Origin of the sequence: Streptomyces sp. SID3343, from assembly GCF_009865215.1 — a bacterium.
Taxonomy (GTDB): Bacteria; Actinomycetota; Actinomycetes; order Streptomycetales; family Streptomycetaceae; genus Embleya.
In genome coordinates, this window is the sequence record NZ_WWJX01000271.1 from 1 (window position 1) to 4748 (window position 4748).

At 69.6% G+C, this 4748-nt stretch carries 4 protein-coding genes; 2 read left to right on the plus strand and 2 right to left on the minus strand.

Going from position 1 to position 4748, the window contains the following annotated elements:
- Positions 1 to 562: hypothetical protein (locus GT354_RS09455; RefSeq protein WP_161355824.1), on the plus strand; the 562-nt coding region annotated here is incomplete at its 5' end.
- 210 nt (positions 563 to 772) lie between these two features.
- Here GT354_RS09455 and GT354_RS09460 read toward each other — a convergent pair.
- Positions 773 to 1633, minus strand: coding sequence for a MaoC/PaaZ C-terminal domain-containing protein (locus tag GT354_RS09460; RefSeq protein WP_161355825.1), 861 nt, complete (start codon positions 1631 to 1633; stop codon positions 773 to 775).
- Between the two features lie 166 nt (positions 1634 to 1799).
- Between GT354_RS09460 and GT354_RS09465 the strand changes: the two genes are divergently transcribed.
- Entirely contained in the window at positions 1800 to 2483 is a 684-nt protein-coding gene (locus GT354_RS09465) for a PaaI family thioesterase (protein ID WP_161355826.1), read from the plus strand.
- 311 nt (positions 2484 to 2794) lie between these two features.
- Here the strand turns inward: GT354_RS09465 and GT354_RS09470 are convergent, their stop codons facing one another.
- On the minus strand, positions 2795 to 4360 hold the full coding sequence (locus GT354_RS09470; RefSeq protein WP_346011950.1) for an ABC transporter substrate-binding protein: 1566 nt from the start codon (positions 4358 to 4360) through the stop codon (positions 2795 to 2797).
- Positions 4361 to 4748: the final 388 nt, after the last annotated feature.

The following is a 4748-nucleotide window of genomic DNA, read 5'->3' on the forward strand; positions in this document are numbered from 1 at the left end:
CGCCGGTCCGGGCCGCGGAAAGCCGACCGAGCCCGCCCGGGCGCTCGCGGCGACCGCGGCGGGCGACCGGGTCGACCGGGTCGACGGCCCGTTGCGTATCGCGTGCGGTCAACCGTTGCCGGTGCGGCCGACGTCGGCCGCGTTCGACGGCACGGAGGTGGCCATCACGAAGGTCACCTACCCGTCGGCCTACGGCCCGCCGGAGGTCTCCTACCGACTGCGTTTCGCGGTGGCCGCGACGCGGCGCGCCGGTCACGTCGAGCCGCAGGTGCTGGTCCTGCGGGACGGCGTCGTCGTGGGCGGTCCACGCCCCGCCGCCACTGCGGTCGAACCACCGCACGGGATGAAGCGGGTGGGGGAATCGGAGTGGCCCGCGAAGACGACGATCACGCTCGACGAGTCCGCGCCCACGTCGCTGTGCGGGCTCACCGACTGGGCGGCGATCCGATCCGATCCGACGCGGTATCGCATCGCGGTGGTGCTGTCCCCGCCTCGCCGAGGGACGCAACCGGCGCCGGCGGGGCCGCTGATGATGGCGCAGACCGGGGTCGAGCCCGCGTGAGTTCGCCGGGTGGGGCGGGCGACCCGGCGCGCGATCGAGTGGGGGCGGTCGCCTCGCGGCATCAAGCCGAGTGGGAGGGACCCAGGCCCGGCCGGGTCCGGGGCGACCCGACGCGGCGGCCGCAACCGCGCCGGGCGTGGACCGGCCCGGGGGCGGCCTCGGACGCATGGTCGAGGGCTCCGTCCGCTGCCGCCCCGGATGCCGCGTGGGTCAGGCGCTGTACTCCACGACGGTGTCCGACAGCACGATCGCGTCGTCGCGCTCGACCGCCGAGGTGTTGATCAACAGCTTGCCGTCTTCCTCCCATACGCGGACGCGCATGGTCTCGCCCGGGAAGAAGATGCCGGCGAACTTGGTGCGGTAGCGCTTGACCCGGCTGACATCGCCGCCGAGCACGTTGTCGACGACGGCCTTGAGGGTCAGGCCGTACGAGCACAGGCCGTGCAGGATCGGGGTGTCGAAGCCGGCCGCCTTCGCGAAGTCCGGGTCGGCGTGCAGCGGGTTCCAGTCGCCGGACAGGCGGTACAGGAGCGCCTGGTCGGCGGTGGTCGTGACATCGATCGTGTGGTCGGCCGGACGCTCGGGCACGTCGATCTTGGTGACCGGGCCACGCTCGCCGCCGAAGCCGCCCTCGCCGCGCACGAAGATCTCGGCGCGCGAGTCGTAGAGCTTGGTGCCGTCCTCGAGTTCGGCCGAGGACTCCAGCACGATCACGGCCGCCTTGCCCTTGTCGTACACGTCCGCGACCCGGCTCGTGGCCTTGATGCCCTTGGCCTTGGCCGGGAGCGGGTTGTGGATGACGATCTCCTGGCCGCCGTGCAGGACGGCGCGCAGGTTGATGTCGATGCCGGGCAGCGCGGAGAGGCTGCCGCCGACCTTGGTGCCCGCGACCGTCGCGAACGTCGGCAGGACGTGCAGGTTCTTCTCGTACGTGTAGCGCAGCTCGTCCGCGCCGGTGGCGGGCGTGCCCGCACCCAGGCCCAGGTGGTAGAGGATCACGTCCTTGTTCGACCAGGAGATCTCCCCGGTACGGGGTTCGGCTCCGGTGGCCTTCGCGGCGTCGATCGGCATGACGTCTCCTCTACTGTGAACTGAACCGCGGCCGGTGGTGGTTGCCGAAACCACGGCTGCACCGCTTGCCACGACGACTCGTTAAAACTAGAACTTGTTCTCTTTGCATGCAATGATCGGCCATTCGCCCGGGCGAAGCCAGGGCTACGTCACCACGGGAGCCGTCATGACCGCCGCCGCCCCCGAACCCGCGGACGCCATCGGACCGCCGGCCGTTTCGGACGACGTCCTGCGCGAGTTGCGCCTGACCTGGACGCCACGCCCGGAGCCGGAGAGCGCCGGGCGCGCCGCGCGACACCGATTGACCGAGGCGACTCGCCGCCTGATCGAGGCGGTGAAATCGGTCGACCCGGACGGCGACGTGGACACGCTCGAAAGCGTAGCTGACGATGTATCAGATTTGGCCGATCGGATCGCCGCACTGCCACGTGTGGGCGACCGCACACCGACGTCACGTGATCTCGCGCTGCACGAGCGCAGTCCACTCGCGGGTGCGGCGAACCCGCTCGCGCCGCCACTGCAGATCACGGGCGACGGGCCGTTGGTGCGGGCACACGCCACGTACGGCGCGGCGTACGAGGGACCGTACGGACGGCTGCACGGTGGCTACGTCGCGGCGGCCTTCGACGAAGTGATGGGCTGTGCGCAGTCGGGGTCCGGCGCGCTGGGCTTCACCGGGTGGCTGACGGTACGGATGCGGCAGGCGACGCCGCTGTACACCCGCATCGACTACGAGGCCGGGGTCACCCGGGTCGAGGGGCGCAAGGCGTGGGTGACGGCCCGGTCGTACGCCGACGGGGTTTTGGTCGCGGACGCGGAGGCTTTGTTCATTCGGGCTTCGCGGGCTTGAGGGCTTGGGGGCTTGGGGCTCGGGCGCTTGGGGGCCTCTGGCGTTTGGGGGCCTCTGGCGTTTGGGGGCTCGGGCATTTGAGGGCCTGGAGCCCGTGGCTTGGCAGCTGCCGTTTGCGCGGGTGGGCGGTCGGGCGGGCCGTCGGGGGCGTACGCGAGGTACGCCCCCGACGGGGTCCCATCGGCGCCGGGCGGTCGGGATCGTGACCGCTTCGGCGTCTTCGGCCGACTCGGCGTCTTGGGCCGACTCGGCGTCTTCGGCCGACTCCGCTGTTGGGGCCGACTCCGCTGTTTCGGCCGCCTGCGCGCCGACTACTTCAGCGCGATCCGGTCGAAGAGGATCAGGCCGTCCTCGAACAGGGCCAAGCCCTCGATCTTGGTGTTGCGGCCCTGAACCGCCGCCGCGAAGGACTTCTCGTAGGAGAAGAACGGGACGTCCTTGACGATCTCGCTCGCGACGGTCTGGTACGCGGTCTTGCGCACCGCCGGGTCGTCACTGTTGCGGGCGTCGTCGAGCGCCTTGTCCACGACGGGGTTGTTCCACTTGGTGCGGTTCTCCGGGCCCTTGGAGTGCACGAAGTTGTAGAGCACGGGCTCCGGCTCGTCGAAGGTGATCACGAACTCCGACGCCTGGAAGTCGTTGTTGATCATCACCTTCGTGATGTACTGCGCGCCCTCGAGGAACTCGGTCTTCATCGAGATGTTCTTCATGCCGTCGAGCTGACCGAGCCAGTATTCGGCGGTGATCCGGGCGCTCGGGCTGCTGTTGGTCGTGTAGGTGAAGTTGAGCGGCTTGCCCTCGGCGTTGAGTTCGTCGAGCAGTCGCTGCGCCTCGGCGCGGTTGTTCGTCGCGTACACGGCCTTCGGGTCGGCGAACGGCGACGCGGGCTGGAACAGGCCCTTGGTCGACTGGCTCGGCGATCCCTGGATCTTGTTGTTGCGGTCGTCCGGGTTCATGATCAACGCGAACGCGCGACGGGCGCGCGGGTCGTCGAACGGCGGGCGCGACGTGTCGAACATGGTCATGAAGCCGCCGCTCTTCTCGTCGAGCGTCACGGTCATGCCGTCCTTCTTCGCCTGCTCGGTCGACGGGAAGTGCGCCGTCGTCATGAGCTGGGCCTGACCGGAGGACAGCGACGCGAGCCGCTGCTTCTGGTCCTGGACCGGCTTGAAGACCAGTTCCTTGAGAGCGGGCTTGCCCGGGCTCCAGTACGAGTTGTTGCGCTCCAGGGTGAGCTGTGAGTCGCGCACCCACGTCTTGAGCTTGAACGGGCCCGCGCCGACCGGCTTTTGCGAGAAGAGCTTCGGGTCTGCCCTGATCGCGGTCGGTGAACCGATGAACGCGAGGTTGTGCGCCAGGACCAGGTCGAAGTGCGCGTTCGGGGCGGGCAGCGTGACCTTGAGGTTCTGCGCGTCGACGACGTCGAACTTCATGCCCTTGACGGCGGTGAACTGGACCGACTTGTTCGCAGGGTCGGCGTGCCGCTCGTAGTTGAACTTGAGCGCCTCGGCGTCGAGCGTGGTGCCGTCGGTGAACTTCACGTTCGGCTTGAGCTTGACCGTCCACACCGCGTTGCCCTCGGAGGGCGTCGCGCTGTCGGCGATCTGCGGCTCGGCCTTGCCGGTCTTGGGGTTGATCCAGAAGAGCATGTCGAACACGGCCGCGGCCTGGTTGCCACCCGTGAGGGAGGACACCGTGGTGGTGATCGGGTCGATGCCTCTGGCCTCCTGGGTGATCAGCACCGTCATCGAGCCGGAGGCCCCGCCGCCGGACGCGTCGTCGCCGCCGCACGCGGTGGCACCGAGGGTGAGGCCGACGAGCCCGGCGAACACTCCCGAGCGGCGCAGCAGTCGGGCTTTGAATGGTGTGGAAGTCACGGGTCGCACGGGACAACTCCTGCGTTCGGGAAGCACAAGGCACGCCGTCCCGGGAGCGGGGTGGCGTCTTTCCTTGATCCAGCCGTGGATATACGGCAACGGTATGGAGGAATCTGACGGTCCGTCAAATAACAATTCCGAACCGTCCGTAACGGTATGGCGGGCTCAAGCCCGTTGCGGCGGGGTTGAGGTGACGCTCCGTCAGGAACGTTGGGCAGGGGCGGGTCGGGGGTTGGTCGGGGCGAGTCGTAGGCGGGTCAGGGGTCGGGGGTCGGTCAAGGCGGGTCGGGGCCGAGGTCGGACCGGGAGCGGGCCGGGCCGGGCCGGGCCGGGCCGGCGGAAGGCGGGCCGGGCGTCGAACCGGGCTCGGACTCGTCCCAAGCCCCGC

Coding starts and splice junctions, on each gene's coding strand:
- GT354_RS09460 (WP_161355825.1), bottom strand. CDS start 1,633: ATGCCGATCGACGCCGCGAAGGCCACCGGAGCCGAACCCCGTACCGGG.
- GT354_RS09465 (WP_161355826.1), top strand. CDS start 1,800: ATGACCGCCGCCGCCCCCGAACCCGCGGACGCCATCGGACCGCCGGCC.